Below are 14,926 nucleotides of genomic sequence, written 5' to 3'. Positions count from 1 at the left end.
GACGCATTGGGGTCAGAAGTCCCAGCGCGTGGTCAGCATGAAGTTGCGCGGTTCACCATAAATCGCAGAGTTATAGAACCCGATGTTGGTGTAGTAATACTTGTCGAAAACGTTGTTGACGTTGAGGGTGGTCGACAGGTTTTCAGTGAATTGATAACGGGTCATCAGATCCACCACCCAGTAGGGTTTCTGCGAAAAATCTTCGTATCTGTCCTTGGGGCTGTTGTACATCTCTTGCCAGGCAGTGCTCTGCCAGCGTGCGCCACCGCCCACCGAGACTTTGTTCAGGTCGCCCTTGAGTTTGTAGATGGTGTAGAAGCTCAGTTGATCCTCGGGTTCAAAGGTCGAAATCTTTTTACCGCTGTCATCGCGCACCACCTTGTGGGTGTACCCGGCCTGCAGGCTCCAGCCAGGGCTCAGCTCTCCGGATATTTCCAGCTCGTAGCCCTTGGTTCTCGCGGCTGTGCCCTTGAAGGCGTAATTGGGCGGGGTGGGTGACAGGTTGTTCCAGGCATCGTCGGGGATGGGGCGATTGCTTTCCTTGACCTCGAAATACGCCAGGCTGGCATTCAGGCGGCCATCGAAAAACTCGCTCTTGAGCCCGACTTCATAGTTCTCGCCCTGGTCCGGGTCAAGCATCTTGCTGTGGCGGTCCAGGTTGTAGAACTCCTGGGGCATGAACACATCGGTGTAGCTGGCATACGCGGTCAGGTAGTCGGTGAGGTCGTAGGTGAGGCCGGCGTAGGGAATCAGGCGCCCCGACTCGCGGTAAGTGTTGGTGGTGCCCGTCAGTGTGTAGTCGACTACCCGCCCGCCCACAAAGAGTTTCAGCTCATCGGTAAGGTTAAGGCGCGTGGTCGCGTATATGCCCGTCTGGCGCACGGTGTCATCGCTGATTTGCGACGCATTGCCCCAGTCAGGTTTGGCCAGGTGCCCGTTCCAGTTGAAGTAATCGACAATGTTCGGCGTGCCGAATGTCACGTCCCAGTAACCTTTGCCTTTCCAGTTCGCGGTACTGATCGAGCCGCCCAGCACCAGTTCGTGCTCACGGCCCAGAAATTCGTAGGGGCCGCTGACATACAGATCGGCTGCGTCGCTGGTGGTTTCGCCCTTGTAACGTTGGGCGTTGATTTTGGCGGTGCCGTCAGCCGCGGGCTGGTCGAACTGGATGGCTCCCAACTGCGCATCGTAGCCATTGAGCTTGTGGTCCAGCTGCAACTTGCCTACCCAGCCACTGCCCAGATCCTGTTCCAGGGTGGCGAAGACGGTGCGGGTGTATTGCTGCCAGCTGCTCCAGTCGGTGGCGTTGCTGAAGGAACGCTTGGCACTGTTGATCTCACCCGCATAGTTGTAGAGCGGAAAGCTGCCTGACCAGGTCGAACCCTGGGGTTTATTGTCTTGGTAGTCGGCGCCCACGGTCAGCAATGTGTCGGGCGACAGGTCGACTTCGAGGATGCCGTAGAACACCGAGCTCTGATTCGAGTAGCGGTCGATATACGACTGTCGGTCCTGATAGGCCGCCACTGCGCGCCCGCGCACATTACCGGATTCGGTCAAGGGGCCACTGACGTCCGCTTCAGTGCGGTAATTGTTCCAGGAGCCTGCTCCCGTGGTGATATGGCCGTGAAAATCGCTGGTCGGTTTCTTGCGTACCAGGTTGATGGTGCCACCCAGCGAACCTGCTCCGCTGAGCAGGCCTGAAGCGCCCTTGAGCACCTCGATACGGTCATAGATCGCCATGTCGCTCAGGGTGTTGCCCGCTGAATAGGCGACGTTGCGCACGGCAGAGGGAATGCCGTCGTACTGGAAGTTGTTGATCGAAAAACCGCGGGAGTAGTAGTTGGTGCGGTCAGTGTCGTAGGCCGATACGGTAATGCCCGGTGTGTGGCGCATCACGTCGTCGACATTGTCGAGCGCGAAGTCATCCATGTGCTGACGGGTGATCACGCTGATCGATTGCGGCGTCTCCCGGGGCTTGAGCACCATGCGGGTGGCGGTGGCGATGTAGCCCGGCGTGTAAGAACCGGTGCCTTCGGTAACAGTGCCCAGCTGGTTGGTGGAAACTTGAGTCGCCCCCAGTTCCAGTGCCGTTTCAGGGCTGCCGGCGACCAGCACATAGCCTCCGTTACTCTGGCGCTCTGCTTGCAATCCGCTGTTGGCGAGCAACCGTTGCAGGCCTTCATCGACGCTGTATTGGCCCTGCAGGCCGGCGCTATTGAGGTGGCCGGTCTGTTTGGGATCGAACGAAATCGTGACCCCCGCCTGTATGCCAAATTGGGTAAGGGCGCTACCCAGCGGGCCGGCGCTGATCTGGTACGTCGCCTGGCTCTGGGCACAAACCCGGGTGGGCACCAGCGCCAGGCCGGACAGGCTGGCAAGGGTTACGCCAAACACCGCCAGGCGAACAGCGCGGGTTATTTTAGTTGTGGGGCTGGGGGCGAGCAGGGGCATTCGGGGATCCTTGCGTTGTCATGTCAGAAACTCGCTGCGATCGCGGCTTATGTCATTGACGGATGAGAATCGAAATCAGCAAGGTTAACCGTCCAGTCATTTGTCGCCGGGCTTATGCCGGTTCGATACTTGCCCAGTAGCGGGTCAGGTAGCGAACCTTCACCGGCAGGGTTTTGCTCAGGTTATCCAGCACTGTTTGCGTGTCATCGAGACGAAAAGCGCCTGATATGTTCAAGTTCTGCACCCCTGGCGCACAGCGCACAACACCCGGCCGATAGCGGTCCAGCTCCTCGATAAAGTCGCCCAGGCGCCAGTTGTCGACACTCAGCATGCCTTGTACCCACGCGGTCGAACCGGCGGGTAAAAGGTGAATGTCATGCACCGCATCGCGGTCAAACGAGACTTGCTGGCCTGCCTCCAGCCGCACGACCCGATCGGGATGCCGGTTTGCACAGACCTGCACCGCGGCTTGCAGCACCCCGACTCGCGTGCGCCCGGCCAATTGGCGGACGCTGAAACGGGTGCCAAGTGCCCGCACGCGCCCTTCGCCGGTATCCACGATGAATGGACGCCGTGCGGGGTCCCTGGCGGTCTCGATCAGAATTTCGCCACGCCACAGCTGGATAAGCCGTTGCTCTGCGTCGAAGCGGATATCCAGCGCCGTGTCCGCGTTCAGCTGCAGTTGCGAGCCATCTTCCAGTTGCAGCGAGCGACGTTCGCCCAACCCCGTGCGTTGCTGAGCCAGCATCGGGCGGTAGGGCAATTGTTCAACGGCCAGCCATGAACAGGCGCCGGTGGCCAGCAGCAGGCCAAGTATTTTCAATACATCGCGGCGTTGCGTACTGGCTGCACCGAGGCTGGACAAGGCTGCCCGGCGGGGTATCAGGGCCCATTGCTGCTGGAGCTTCTCGACCCGGGCCCAGGCTGCCGCGTTCTGTGGACCGGATTGCATCCACACTTGCCAGGCACGGATCCTGGCTTCGCTGAGTTCACCGTCATTGAGCTGCACGTACCACGTGGCGGCAGCCTCAAGTGTTTTCAGGTCCAGGCTACCGCTCATCAGTTATCAACCAGCAACAGGCACCGTGTCATGGCGCGAATCAAATGATTTTTCACCGTCGTGACCGACACACCGAACCGTTCAGCCGCGGCTACATAGGTCAATCCCTCAAGCTGGACCGCGAGGAAAATCTCCCGGGTACGGGCACCCAGTTCATCGAGCAGGCGATCGATGGAGACCAGCATTTCGATGATCGACAAACGGATCTCTGGTGAAACATCCATGGGCTCCGGCCTTTGCGACAGCGCGTGAAGGTAAGCCTGCTCAATGGTGCGCCGGCGAGATTTATCAATCAAAAGTGAACGTGCGATGGCACACAGGTAGCCTCGTGGTTCGCGAATCGGGGCCGCGTTACGAGCGGTCATGACCCGCAGGAACGTATCCTGAGCCAGATCAGAGGCGTCGGCAGCATTGCCCAGGCGCACGCGCAACCAGCCCTTCAACCAACTGTTGTGGTCGTTGTACAACTGATGAAGAGCTGAGCGATCGAGCGCCGACATGAGAATGCCACCAGTGAGTAAATGGTAATCGATCGCATTGTCGTGATGGCACGCTGTTTATGCAAGGGCGTTTTTGACGGGATGGATCGGGTCGCTGCGTGGCGGCGCTTGCAGACAGCGGCCCGGCGTCCTTCGATTCAGGCCGGGCGCCATGATGCGCGAGCCCGGCGCGCGGGTCAGAGTGGTGGCGATGACTGCCGCGCACATTCTTTGAGCCAGTTCATAAATACCAGCAAGCGCTTGGGGAGGGTGCTGAGGGGAGGGTGAACCAGATAATAATCGTAGTGACCGCACACGCTGAAGTCGGCGAAGGGCAGCACCAGTTCGCCACGATCAACGCGTTTTTGGACCAGCTGCTGGCGGCCGATGGCGATGCCGGCGTGGTTCATGGCTGCGGTCACGCTCAGGTCGGAGCGATCGAAGGTCAGGGTTCGCTTGGGCAGGGCTGCAAGCATGTTGTGTTGTTCGGCCCACAACGTCCACTCGGCATCGAAGGCGGCATGATCCCAGGCCAGGGAGTCGTGCAGGGTCGTGCAGTGTCTCAAGTTCTCCGGGCTTTGCAGCAGGCCGTGGCGTTGCGCGTATTGCGGGCTGCATACCGGGGCCAGACGTTCCTGCATCAGGCGGTGACTGGTCAGGCCGGGAAATTCACCGTTGGCGTAATACAGGGCCAGATCAATTTTGCGGGTGCGGAAGTCGACATTGTCATTGCCCACCCGCAGATCCAGTGAGACCAGCGGGTAACGCTCGACGAAATCCGCCAGTCTGGGCACCAGCCAGCATTGGGCGACCGAAGGCCGGACATAAAGCGCAATGGAGCCGGCAATTTCTGCCTGTGACGATTGTTCAAGGGCCTCGGACAGTTCGCCCATCGCGTTCTGCAGTATTTCGAAGATGCGTTCGCCTTCGTCGGTCAGACTGACCTGGCGGGTCAGGCGCTGGAACAGCTTCATGTTCAGGGCTGTTTCCAGCCGGCTGATACGGTGGCTGACGGCGCTGGCGGTCAGGCACAGTTCCTCTGCGGCGCGGGCGAAGCTCAGATGGCGTGCGGCAACCAGAAACGTATGCAAATTGGCGAACTGGCTGCTGTTGAGTCTGGAACTGATGCGGGGCGGAAGGTTGAGCACGGCTGTTTCCCCTCAAGCCAAAAGACCGGTAAGGCTTGCCGGATGTGGCAATGGGTGCATTTTGCCACATCCGGTCCAGCCTTTGAGTCAGCGGGCAGGATCAGCCCCTGGCGAGCAATTCACGGCCCTTGCCCAGATAAGCGTCCATCTCGTCGCCAGGCACCATGTTGCCGCCCGTAGCCCAGATCAGGTGAGTGGCGTTGGCCATGGCATGGGCGTCCAGGCCTGCGCGGGCCAGGTAGCCCTGCTGATCGGCCTGCACCCTGGCAATCCCGGGTACGCCGGCGAGCGCGGAGGGCTCAAGGCGCAGACCTTCGCTGCGCTCCATCAGTGCCAGCAGGCTGTACATTTCTTCATCGCTGACGGTGTAAAAGCCATCAAGCAGGCGCTGCATGGCCTTGCCCACAAAGCCGGAAGCGCGGCCAACCGCCAGGCCGTCTGCAGCGGTTACGTTATCAATGCCGAAGTCTTGCACGCTGACTTCATCGTGCAGGCCGGTATAGACGCCCAGCATCATGCAGGGTGAATGGGTGGGTTCGGCGAAGATGCAGTGCACGGCATCACCGAACGCCAGCTTCAGGCCGAAAGCCACACCACCCGGTGCGCCGCCCACGCCACAGGGCAAATACACAAACAGCGGATGTTGCGCATCTACGGTAATTTGCGCTGCTGCCAATTGTTGCTTCAGACGCTCGGCAGCGACGGCGTAACCCAGAAACAGATTGACCGAGTTTTCATCGTCGACGAAATGGCAGGCCGGGTCGGCCTCTGCCTGTTCACGGCCCTGGGCCACGGCCACGCTGTAATCGCTGGCGTATTCGATGACGGTTACGCCGTGAGCGCGCAATTTGTCTTTCTTCCATTGGCGGGCATCGGCCGACATGTGCACGGTGACCTGGAAGCCCAGGGCTGCGCCCATGATCCCGATCGACATGCCGAGGTTTCCGGTGGAGCCGACGGCTATTTTGTACTGCCCGAAAAACGCCCGGGCCTTGTCGCTGTGCAGCACTGCGTAGTCGTCTTCGAGGGTCAGGAAATTCTCGGCCAGTGCCAGATCTTCGGCATGCTTGAGCACTTCATAGATCCCGCCGCGCGCCTTGATCGAACCCGAGATGGGCAGATGGCTGTCGCGCTTGAGCCACAGCGAGCCCGTCAATACCTGGTTGTAGCGCTCGCCGAGCAGTTGCTGCAGATGGCTCACCGGCACAATGTCCGACTCGATAATCCCGCCACTGCTGGCCGTTTCCGGGAACGCCTGGCGCAGGTAAGAAGCAAATCGCGTGAGCCGGGCGCTGGCATCGGCGACATCGGCTTCGGTCAGTCCCACATCGCCAATGGCCTGGGCGACCGGGGCCACGCCGGGATTGAACCAGGTGGTTTCTTGCAGCGCGACCAGATCGCGAATCAGAGGGTAGCTGGCACACCAGCTTTCAAGGGTTTTTCCCAAAATCATGACGTGGTCCCTTTAAACAATAAGGCTGAAAAATACGGGTTGGATCAAACAAAGTGCGACAGCACCAGGGTCAGGCCCAGTGCGATCAACGAGGCCAGTACCGTGGCGGTGGTAAATATCTTCAGTGCGTCGGTCAGCGAGACCCCCAGGTACTCCTTGACCACCCAGAAGGCCGAGTCCGTGACATGGGTCCAGCCCATGGCACCGGCGCCGATGGCTACGCAGATGATTTCCTTGCTCACCGTGGGATGGGCACCGAGCATGGGCAGGATCATGCCCGCCGCACTGATCATGGCCACCGTTGCCGAACCGACGGCGAAGTGCATCAGGCCGGCCACCAGCCATGCCAGAACGATGGGGTTCATATTCAATTGGGTCAGGGTGGCGGACAGTGCGTCACCCACGCCGCTGTCCACCAGAATGCCGTTGAAGGCCCCGCCGGCACCGATGATCAGCAGAATGCTGGCCAGAGGCGGGAAGCTCTTCTGGGTGTGAGCCAGCAGCTCAGCCATGCTCAGCCCGCGGCGCAAGCCCAGCGACCAATAGGCAAACACCACGGCAATGGACAGGGCGATCAGGGGAGTGCCCAGAAATGATATGACGCTGAATGCCATGGAGTCGTGGGGCAGCCCGGCAGCGAAGGTTTTCCCCACCATCAGCAGCAGGGGCAACATAATGGTCAGCAGGGTCAGGCCAAGGCCTGGCAGCTCCCGGGTTTTGCTGTCATCGCAGTGCTCGTTCAAAAACGCTTCCTGAGAGTCCGGTGCATCGCGCTTGCAGACCAGCTTGACCCACAGCGGTCCGGCGATCATGGCGGTCGGCAGGGCGACAATCAGGCCATAGATGATCACTTTGCCGACATCGGCACCCAGCAACCCGGTAATTGCCATCGCGGCCGGGTGGGGCGGCAACATGCAATGCACGGCCATCAGCGACACGGCCAGGGGCACGCCCAGGTACAAAAGATTGATTCTGGTTTCTTTCGCGACCACATAGATCAACGGAATCAACAGAACAAAACCCACTTCAAAGAACACCGGGATGCCGGCTATGAAACCTACGAGCATCATGGCCCAGGAGGCGCGCTCCTTACCCAGGGCCTTGAGCAGTGTCTGAGCGATGCGCTCGGCGCCGCCTGACTCTTCCAGCATCTTGCCGAGAATCCCGCCCAGACCAATGATGGTTGCCAGAAACCCGAGCGTGCCGCCGACACCTTTTTCATAGGAAGCAGTCAGTTGCGTCAGCGGCATGCCTGAACCAATACCCACCACAAAGCTGGCGGCAGTCAGGGCCAGAAAGGCGTGGACGCGGACTTTGACGATCAGAAAAACAATCAGAGCAATGGCACAAAACAACACCAGCAATAGAGTGGTAGCACTGTGCATGGAATCTCCTGGAAGCGCTTTTATTGTTGAAATCAGTGATCGGAGTCACTTTGCTTCCAGCAATTAGAAGTTACATCTCAGGGGGCTGACAAAGGATGGATCCTCAAGGGACAGATGACGTGGGGTCATCTATGAGACCCCGGATAACGGTTTGAATCTGGAGTCGCTGACGCCTCAGGACTGCCGGTCAATATCGCGGCGAAGCACCACGGCGGTGGTGATGTCTTCAACGGATTCATGGCTGGCGACTGCATCCCGTACCCGGTTCAGATCATCAATGGTGCGTGACTCGACCTCAATCACCAGGTCGAGCTGACCGCTGACCGAAGAGATGCGTCGCACCTGGGAGTTTTGCGCAAGCAGGTCAAGCAGGCCCATTGCAGGCGTGCGCTTGAGGCACACCAGGAGGATTGCGCGAATCACGTTGGCATCGATTTCGCCGATATCGGCCCGGTAGCCTCTGATCACCCCGTTGCGTTCAAGGTTGATGACCCGCTCGCTGGTAGCACTTCTTGAAAGACCGATTCTCGCTGCCAGGGCCTTCAGGGCAATTCGAGCTTCTTTAGAAAGAATTTCGAGTATTTCGCGATCTTTCGTGTCCAGCTCGCGCATTGGAACTCCCCGATTCTGCTACCGAATTTGTGCCGGTTGATTCCGGCAATATGCAGGCCAAAGCCGACCGCATACCTACTGTCCTGCAAGGTTTCGCATGCCAAGCTATCTGAAAAAAATGGCCTGGAAAACAATTACCATGACTAATCTTTCCCATCCCGCCCCCCGGTTCTCGATGGCTGATGCCGAAAAGCTCGGCGAGCAGCTTTTCAACGTTACAGGTACGGCTGCGCCTCTGGATGGCGAGCGCGACCGCAACTATCGGTTGCAGACAGGAACCGGTGCGGGATGGATTCTGAAAGTGGTCAACTCGACTGAACCGCGAGTCGAAAGCGAGTTTCAGGCCGCCATTCTCAGCCACCTCGCCAGCTACAGCCCTGAACTCACCGTGCCTTCACTCAAGAAAAGCCTGGCAGGTGACTTTCTGGCCTCTGTAGTGGCGCCCTCCGGTGAAACCCATGCAGTGCGCATGGTTAGCTGGTTGCACGGCACGCCCCTGGCCGAGGTTCCGCGCACGTTCGAGTTGATGCGCAGCCTGGGCCAATCGTTCGGTGATATAGACCGGGCCCTTCAAGGCTTCATCCATCCCGGCGCGGTACGGGATCTGGACTGGGATCTGCGTCACGCCGCACGTTCGCGTTCACGCCTGCACTTCATCAAGGACCCTGCCAGAAGAGCCATTCTGGAACGCTTCATCGATCGTTTTGAACACTCCGTGCAACCCCGGCTTGCGCGTCTGCGCACCCAGGTCATTCACAACGACGGTAATGACTGGAACATCCTGGTCGATCCGCGGAACCCGCAGAAGGTCTCAGGCATCATCGACTTTGGCGATGCGGTCCATACCATTCTGATTGCCGAAGTCGCCATCACCTGCGCGTATTCCATTCTCGACATGGAAGATCCGGTCGGCGCAGCAGCTGCCCTGACTGCCGGTTTCCATGAGAAGTACCCGCTGCAACCGCAAGAGCTTGATGTTCTCTTCAATCTGATTGCCATGCGCCTGGTGACAAGCGTCACCTTGTCGGCTTTGCGCTGCGGCCAGACCGAGGACAATCCCTACCTGGCCATCAGCGAAGCGCCGGCCTGGCGCCTTCTGGAGCGAATGGACCGGATGAACCCGCGCCTGGCGACGGCGATCCTGCGCAAAGCCTGCGGGTTTGATGCGATCGAGGGCGCCGGTGCGGTTCGCCGCTGGATGGGCGAAAACAGCAAATCCTTCGCGGATATCGTGCATCCGTCTGCGGCGACCATGAACAAGGCCATTGCGCCGTTTGCAGATGCATCCCACGTGATGACCATCGCTTCTGCCGAGCAGCGTCCTGCAGAGGCCGCCAGGTGGTGGAATGAATTTTCTGCCGGGCATAAGGTGCCGCTGGGCATCGGGCCATGGGGCGAGGCCAGAACCATCTATACCGACACGGCGTTCGAATCGCGGTTCATTGAAGGGCAGCGTCGGATCATTCACGTTGGTGTCGACTTGCTCATGCCCGCGGGGACGCCTCTGTATACCCCTGTTGCCGGGGTGGTGCGCAGCGTCGAAGTCGAGGGCGATCCGCTGGGCTACGGTGGTTTGATCATGCTCGAGCATTCGCCAGAAGCCTGTCCGCCATTCCTGACGCTGTGGGGGCACATGGCCCATGAAGCGCTGGTGCGGCTCAAACCCGGTGATCGCCTGGAGGCGGGTGCGCTTGTGGGGTATATGGGCACGGATGCGGAAAATGGTGGCTGGATCCCCCATGTGCATTTTCAGATGTCCACTGACACCGGGTTGCAAGCCAGTGAGTTCATCGGCGTAGGTGAGCGGGCTTATCTTGAGGTCTGGGCTGACGTGTTCCCCGACCCGTCGGCGCTCGCCGGCATTCCTCCGGAAACCTACAGCCAGGACGGGCGCAGCAAGGCCGAGATTGTGGCGAAGCGTAAAGAGCTGCTGCTGCCTAACTTGTCGATTTCGTATTCAGATCCGATCAAGTTCGTACGCGGGGACGGGGTCTGGTTGATAGATAACTTCGGCAGGGCCTACCTGGATTGCTTCAATAACGTCTGCCATCTCGGCCATTCCCATCCGGATGTGGTGCAAGCGCTGTCGCAACAAGCCGCCCGGCTCAATACCAACACCCGTTACCTGCACGACAATATTGTGGAGTATGCAGAGCGGCTCACCGCCACGTTACCCGCAGGTCTGGCGGTTGCTTCCTTCGGTTGTTCAGGCAGTGAAGCCAACAGCCTGATGCTCCGTATGGCGCGCAATCACACGGGTCGCAACGATGCGATTGTGCTGGACTGGGCTTACCACGGCACGACCCAGGAACTGATCGACCTCAGCCCTTACAAGTACAAGCGCAAAGCCGGCAAGGGCCGTGCAGAGCATGTGTTTGAGGCGGTTGTGCCGGATGCGTACCGTGCTGCGGCTGACTGGCCGTTCGAGGAGCTGGGCAAACGTTTCGCTGAAAGCGTGGCGGACCAGATCGAGATCATGCGCAAGCAGGGCAGAGCCCCGGCGTTCTTTTTGGCGGAGTCCATTCCCAGCGTCGCCGGGCAACTGTTCTTCCCGGAAAACTACCTCAAAGAAGTCTATGCCATGGTGCGTGCAGAGGGCGGTCTGTGCCTGGCTGACGAAGTCCAGGTCGGCTTTGGTCGGGTCGGCAGCCACTGGTGGGCGTTTGAAACCCAGGGTGTGGTTCCCGATGCAGTCTCCATGGGCAAACCCATTGGCAACGGGCATCCCATGTCGGCGGTGGTGACCACCCGTGAAATTGCCGACAGCTTCAACAACGGCATGGAGTACTTCAATACCTTTGCCGGCAGCCCGGTTTCATGCGCCATAGGGCTCTCGGTGCTGGATGTGATCGAGCGCGATAACTTGAAGCTCAACGCACTGACCATGGGTAACTATCTGCTCGATGGCTTTCGCAAGCTGCAGCTACGCTACGAGGCCATAGGCGATGTGCGCGGCCAGGGGCTGTTCCTCGGCATCGAACTGGTCACGGATCGAAAAACCAGGGTTCCCGCCACCGCGCTGGCCAGGAAAGTCGCCGACGGTGCCCGGGAGCGAGGCATTTTGATCGGTACGGAAGGCCCCCATGACAATGTTCTGAAAATGCGCCCGGCGATGATTTTCAGTCAGACCAATGCTGATTTTCTGCTTGAGGTTCTGGACGAAAGCTTTAAGGCTGCACTTGAGTAAATCCTCGGCCGACATTGTGTCGGCCAACTCCGGCAATGTGTCAGTCAGGCTGACACCTTGCAGGGTGCTTTGCGCAATGACCTATGCAAAGCTTTGGTGAAGGCTGGGTGAGTAATCCCAAGAAAAATAAAAAACAATTCTTCCAAGGTGCCTCCAATGCTAACTACAAAGCTCAAGCAATTGATTGCCGCGTCCACAGTTGCGGCTGCGGCACTGTTTTGCACGTCAGCTGTTCAGGCCGATGACTTGACGTCGGTCCAGGACTCCAAAGAAATCCGTATCGCGATGAGCGGCCAATACTCTCCCTTCAGCTTTGCCAACGAGCAGAACCAGATTGTCGGCTTCGATGCCTCCATCAGCGAGGCCCTGGCCGAGCGCCTGGGGGTAAAGGTGAAGATTATTACCACGCCGTTCGACGGGATAATTGCCGGTCTGCTGGCGAAAAAATATGACGCCATTATCGCCTCCATGACCATTACCCCGGAACGCCAGAGGGCCGTGGATTTCGTGGGGCCCTATTACCATGCGGGCCGCACGATCGTGGTGAAGGATGACTCTTCGATCACAGGCCTTGATGACCTTAAAGATGTGGTGGTTGGCGTCACGCTCGGGGATGCCCACGATAAATGGGCCAGGGCGCGCGGCAACCTGAAGGTGCGAGCCTATAAAGGTCTGCCCGAAATGCTGGTCGATCTGGATGCCGGGCGTATCGATGCGATAGTGATGGACAGCGTTCCGGTGCTGGTCGCAGTCAAGGAAACCGGGCAGAAGGTGCGCATCATTACGCCACCGCAGAGCGATGGCGGGATTGAAGGCATGGGCATTGCACTGCGCAAAAATAACCCCGAGCTCAAGGCGGCGCTGCAGGGCGCGCTTGCAGACATGCTCGCCGATGGTACTTACGAAAAGATCTCGATGCAGTGGATTGGCAAAGATATCCGCTGATTCGGCGTTAGCCTGGCCCGACTCGTCGTCGGGCCAGTCATCTGACTTTTCTGAGCGTGCCCATGGATTTGACTCTCATACAGCGCACATTTCCGTTTTTCCTGGAGGCGGCCTGGATTACGGTGCAAATCTCCGTGCTCGCACTGTTGCTTGGTTTTCTGGTGGCCATCGTGCTGGTGGCTGCGCGGTTATCCACAGTCCTCATATTTCGCTGGCTGGCAAGGCTCTACATCAGTGTTTTTCGTGGCACCCCCTGCCTGGTTCAGCTGTTCATCATCTACTTCGGCGGCCCGCAGATCGGAATTGAACTGGAGCCGTTTGCCGCAGGTGTCATAGGTTTGGGCCTGAACATCGCCGCTTATATGGCGGAATCCATTCGTGGCGCCATCTCCAACGTGGACCCTGGCCAGGAAGAGGCTGCACGTTCAATTGGTTTCGGGCGCAGCCAGACGTTATGGTTCATCACCCTGCCACAAGCTGCAAAGTTAATGATCCGGCCGCTGGGGGTTAACGCTGTCGCACTGATTAAAGGGTCTGCACTGGTGTCGACGATCTCTGTGGTTGAACTTTCATATACGGCGCAACGCTTTATCAGTTCAACCTACAAGCCATTCGAAATCTTTATGGTCTCGGCACTGCTTTATATTGTGATGGTCTACTCGGTCAGATTTATTGTGGATTATCTCGACAATCGCTTCGCGGCAAGGTGAGAGCATTCATATGCAAAGCCTGGATCTGAGTATCGTTACACCCTATTCCGAGATGCTGGCGATGGGACTGTGGTGGACGCTAATAATGTTTGTAACGTCCAGCGTAGTAAGTCTGCTGGCCGGGATCGCCTTTGCACTGATCGTTCTTTATGCCCCCAAAGTTGTGGCATTGCCCGTGCGTTTTATGACGTGGCTGCTCATGGGCACGCCACTGCTTTTGCAGTTGTACGTGATTTATTATGGTCTGGTGCAAGTGGGCATCGATATTCCTGCACCGGTGGCCGGGATCATTGGCCTTAGCCTGCACTTCGCTGTCTACAATGCCGACGTGATACGTGCCGGCGTGGTCTCGGTTGACCCCGGTCAGATTGAAGGTGCCCGTTCTATCGGTCTCAGCCGTGGACAGACCCAGTGTTACGTCATAGTGCCGCAAGCACTGCGCAGGACCCTTGCGCCGCTGGGAAATAATCTGATTGTCCTGTTAAAGGACACTTCACTGGTGTCAATGATCGGGATTGCAGAGCTGGTATACAGCGCGCAACTGGCAGTCAGCGAGACTTATAGCCCGTTTGAGTTTTATCTGACTGTTGCGGTTATCTATTACGCGGCCAATCTTGTTCTCGAAGCCGGCCTGCATCTTCTCGAAAAGAAAGTAGAGATGTCACGATGATCAATAATACATATATGGTTGAGGTCAAGGGTGCCCGTAAGGCATATGGAGCACTTGAAGTACTCAAGGGCATAGATCTTTGTGTCGCTCGCGGGCAAATCATCGCCATCATCGGCCCCAGTGGATCAGGCAAAAGTACACTGCTGCGCTCCATCAATCACCTGGAAGTGCTGAATGATGGCGAGGTCTGGTTAGATGGAGAACAAGTTAACCGGCCATTGAAAGGCCGTGCCTATGAACAGCATATAAATGCCGTGCGTCAGCAAATGGGCATGGTCTTCCAGCACTTCAATTTATTTCCGCATTTGACCGTATATGAAAACATTGCGCTGGGCCCGCTTAAGCTCAAGGGGCTGACGAAAAAAGCCGCGCGTGAACTGGCGCTGGAATATTTGGCAAAAGTCGGACTGGCCGACAAATTTGATGAATATCCCTCCCGCCTCTCTGGCGGACAGAAACAGCGGGTTGCCATCGCAAGGGCGCTGGCAATGCAGCCCAAAGTCATGTTGTTCGATGAGGCCACATCGGCGCTGGACCCCGAGCTGGTCGAAGAGGTCAACCTGGTCATGAAGCAGCTCGCCGCGGAGAACATGACCATGTTGATCGTCACCCATGAAATGCGTTTTGCAGGCGAAGTTGCAGACCGGATTATCTTTATGGACGGCGGGGTTGTGGTCGAGGAAGGGGCGCCGGGCGAGATCCTGCAAAACCCGGTTCAGGAGCGAACCCGGTCGTTCCTGAAAAAGCATCTGCACAATAGCTAGCAGTTAACGGGCGTCCTTTTAGCGCCAGGCCTGGAACCCCAAAACGAAAAAACCCGCCAGAA

The 14,926-nt window shown here is 58.3% G+C and carries 12 protein-coding genes; 5 read left to right on the top strand and 7 right to left on the bottom strand.

What is annotated here, in order from left to right; all coding sequences use genetic code 11:
• Positions 1-12: 12 nt before the first annotated feature.
• From B195_RS21815 to B195_RS21785, 7 genes are all read right to left on the bottom strand, one after another.
• Positions 13-2,451, bottom strand: coding sequence for a TonB-dependent siderophore receptor (locus B195_RS21815; RefSeq protein WP_003438425.1), 2,439 nt, complete (start codon positions 2,449-2,451; stop codon positions 13-15).
• A gap of 112 nt (positions 2,452-2,563) precedes the next feature.
• On the bottom strand, positions 2,564-3,511 hold the full coding sequence (locus B195_RS21810; protein WP_003438427.1) for a FecR domain-containing protein: 948 nt from the start codon (positions 3,509-3,511) through the stop codon (positions 2,564-2,566).
• On the bottom strand, positions 3,511-4,011 hold the full coding sequence (locus B195_RS21805) for a sigma-70 family RNA polymerase sigma factor (RefSeq protein ID WP_003438428.1): 501 nt from the start codon (positions 4,009-4,011) through the stop codon (positions 3,511-3,513). Before B195_RS21805 ends, B195_RS21810 begins: the two co-directional genes overlap by 1 nt.
• Positions 4,012-4,187: 176 nt before the next feature.
• A complete protein-coding gene (gene dsdC, locus B195_RS21800; RefSeq protein WP_003438430.1) occupies positions 4,188-5,138 on the bottom strand; it encodes a DNA-binding transcriptional regulator DsdC in 951 nt (316 codons plus the stop codon).
• A 100-nt stretch (positions 5,139-5,238) separates the two neighbouring features.
• Entirely contained in the window at positions 5,239-6,591 is a 1,353-nt protein-coding gene (gene dsdA, locus B195_RS21795) for a D-serine ammonia-lyase (protein ID WP_003438432.1), read from the bottom strand.
• 44 nt (positions 6,592-6,635) lie between these two features.
• On the bottom strand, positions 6,636-7,976 hold the full coding sequence (locus tag B195_RS21790) for a gluconate:H+ symporter (RefSeq protein WP_003438434.1): 1,341 nt from the start codon (positions 7,974-7,976) through the stop codon (positions 6,636-6,638).
• Between the two features lie 174 nt (positions 7,977-8,150).
• Positions 8,151-8,588 carry an Lrp/AsnC family transcriptional regulator gene (locus tag B195_RS21785; protein WP_003438435.1) on the bottom strand — a complete coding sequence of 146 codons (438 nt, stop codon included), beginning with the start codon at positions 8,586-8,588 and terminating at the stop codon, positions 8,151-8,153.
• Between the two features lie 139 nt (positions 8,589-8,727).
• Here B195_RS21785 and B195_RS21780 point away from each other — a divergent pair, with 139 nt between their 5' ends.
• The 5 genes from B195_RS21780 (at position 8,728) to B195_RS21760 (ending at position 14,864) form a co-directional block, all read left to right on the top strand.
• Positions 8,728-11,775 carry an aminotransferase class III-fold pyridoxal phosphate-dependent enzyme gene (locus tag B195_RS21780; RefSeq protein WP_003438438.1) on the top strand — a complete coding sequence of 1,016 codons (3,048 nt, stop codon included), beginning with the start codon at positions 8,728-8,730 and terminating at the stop codon, positions 11,773-11,775.
• A 156-nt stretch (positions 11,776-11,931) separates the two neighbouring features.
• Positions 11,932-12,720 carry an ABC transporter substrate-binding protein gene (locus tag B195_RS21775; protein ID WP_003438442.1) on the top strand — a complete coding sequence of 263 codons (789 nt, stop codon included), beginning with the start codon at positions 11,932-11,934 and terminating at the stop codon, positions 12,718-12,720.
• 62 nt (positions 12,721-12,782) lie between these two features.
• The gene (locus B195_RS21770) at positions 12,783-13,430 is read left to right on the top strand and encodes an amino acid ABC transporter permease (RefSeq protein ID WP_003438446.1); all 648 of its coding nucleotides are present in this window, start codon (positions 12,783-12,785) and stop codon (positions 13,428-13,430) included.
• A 10-nt stretch (positions 13,431-13,440) separates the two neighbouring features.
• Positions 13,441-14,100 (top strand): amino acid ABC transporter permease, encoded by a 660-nt coding sequence (locus tag B195_RS21765; protein WP_010656847.1) that lies wholly within the window; start codon positions 13,441-13,443, stop codon positions 14,098-14,100.
• A complete protein-coding gene (locus tag B195_RS21760; RefSeq protein ID WP_003438455.1) occupies positions 14,097-14,864 on the top strand; it encodes an amino acid ABC transporter ATP-binding protein in 768 nt (255 codons plus the stop codon). Before B195_RS21765 ends, B195_RS21760 begins: the two co-directional genes overlap by 4 nt.
• The last annotated feature ends 62 nt before the right edge of the window (positions 14,865-14,926 follow it).

Source organism: Pseudomonas sp. Lz4W (assembly GCF_000346225.2).
GTDB classification, from domain to species: domain Bacteria; phylum Pseudomonadota; class Gammaproteobacteria; order Pseudomonadales; family Pseudomonadaceae; genus Aquipseudomonas; species Aquipseudomonas paraversuta.
Note: the sequence above shows the minus strand (reverse complement) of the source record. Positions and strands in the feature narration are given on the sequence as shown.

Coding starts and splice junctions, on each gene's coding strand:
- B195_RS21775 (WP_003438442.1), top strand. CDS start 11,932: ATGCTAACTACAAAGCTCAAGCAATTGATTGCCGCGTCCACAGTTGCG.
- B195_RS21815 (WP_003438425.1), bottom strand. CDS start 2,451: ATGCCCCTGCTCGCCCCCAGCCCCACAACTAAAATAACCCGCGCTGTT.
- B195_RS21780 (WP_003438438.1), top strand. CDS start 8,728: ATGACTAATCTTTCCCATCCCGCCCCCCGGTTCTCGATGGCTGATGCC.
- B195_RS21790 (WP_003438434.1), bottom strand. CDS start 7,976: ATGCACAGTGCTACCACTCTATTGCTGGTGTTGTTTTGTGCCATTGCT.
- B195_RS21760 (WP_003438455.1), top strand. CDS start 14,097: ATGATCAATAATACATATATGGTTGAGGTCAAGGGTGCCCGTAAGGCA.
- B195_RS21770 (WP_003438446.1), top strand. CDS start 12,783: ATGGATTTGACTCTCATACAGCGCACATTTCCGTTTTTCCTGGAGGCG.
- B195_RS21785 (WP_003438435.1), bottom strand. CDS start 8,588: ATGCGCGAGCTGGACACGAAAGATCGCGAAATACTCGAAATTCTTTCT.
- dsdA (WP_003438432.1), bottom strand. CDS start 6,591: ATGATTTTGGGAAAAACCCTTGAAAGCTGGTGTGCCAGCTACCCTCTG.
- B195_RS21810 (WP_003438427.1), bottom strand. CDS start 3,511: ATGAGCGGTAGCCTGGACCTGAAAACACTTGAGGCTGCCGCCACGTGG.
- B195_RS21765 (WP_010656847.1), top strand. CDS start 13,441: ATGCAAAGCCTGGATCTGAGTATCGTTACACCCTATTCCGAGATGCTG.
- B195_RS21805 (WP_003438428.1), bottom strand. CDS start 4,011: ATGTCGGCGCTCGATCGCTCAGCTCTTCATCAGTTGTACAACGACCAC.